The following is a 913-nucleotide window of genomic DNA, read 5'->3' on the forward strand; positions in this document are numbered from 1 at the left end:
CGGCGGTGGTGGCTAGCGCCTGCATATAGTCCAGCCCGGCTACACCGGCTTTTCCGGCCCTGCGCAAAGCGGCCGCCGTGGCAAGCACAAGCCGTATGCCCGTGAAGGAGCCTGGACCGCGTACGCAGGCCAGACGCCTGAAATCGGCCGGGCTTATGTCAAGAGCTGTGCAGATATTGTTCAGCGCCGGAGCGAGAATTTCCGTGGCACGGTCAGCCCTGCGCCACTCCTGGGCGCAGAGCAGTTTTTCGTCATCGGTGACGATGATCTGCAGTACGCCCTCGGCTGCATTGAGAATAAGCTCAAGCCCGGTGGAATATGCGCTCATGATCCGCTCCCGAACCAGCCGGCCCCCTTCACGATACGCCAGATGTCATTGTAGGTGGCCAGCAGCATGAGTGTCACCAGCAGGGCCAGACCGACCCGCATGGCATAGTCCTGCACCCTGGCGTTGACAGGGCGGCGGAAGATCATTTCCCACAGGCAAAAGACGATCTGGCCGCCGTCAAGCACGGGGATGGGCAGGAGGTTGAGTACCCCGAGGTTAATACTGATAAGCGCGGCCAGAGCCAACAGCCCGGCCATGCCTTCATGGGCCTGTTTGCCCACCATCTGCATGATCATGATGGGTCCGCCCACCTGATCAAGGGGAACTACCCGTTCAATCAATTTTACAAAACTTTTCCAGGTCAGGGCAAGCATGTTGGATGTCTGGCTGGCCCCGGCCACGGCCGCGCTCCAGAAACCGTGCTCCACAAGGCGCGCGGCGCCGGTGTTGCGTATGCCCACAAGCCAGGCTTTTTCGTCTTCGCCGAATATGGTTTTGCGTACGGCCATCTCGGGCGTGATTTCTACCGTCAGCAGGCTCGGGGGCATGTCGGCGGCCTTGTCCGCTGCCTGGGCGGCGCTGTCA

Annotated in this window: 1 protein-coding gene and 1 pseudogene; both read right to left on the bottom strand. The window is 61.2% G+C overall.

What is annotated here, in order from left to right:
• Positions 1–328 (bottom strand): annotated as a pseudogene (locus V6C16_RS14305) (tRNA (adenosine(37)-N6)-threonylcarbamoyltransferase complex dimerization subunit type 1 TsaB); the annotation flags it as partial.
• The coding region (locus tag V6C16_RS14310) for a M50 family metallopeptidase (protein ID WP_333543565.1) at positions 325–913 on the bottom strand (589 nt) is incomplete at its 5' end. The gene V6C16_RS14310 and the pseudogene V6C16_RS14305, both read right to left, overlap by 4 nt.

The organism is Desulfovibrio sp. 1188_IL3213, assembly GCF_036763145.1.
GTDB lineage: Bacteria > Desulfobacterota > Desulfovibrionia > Desulfovibrionales > Desulfovibrionaceae > Desulfovibrio.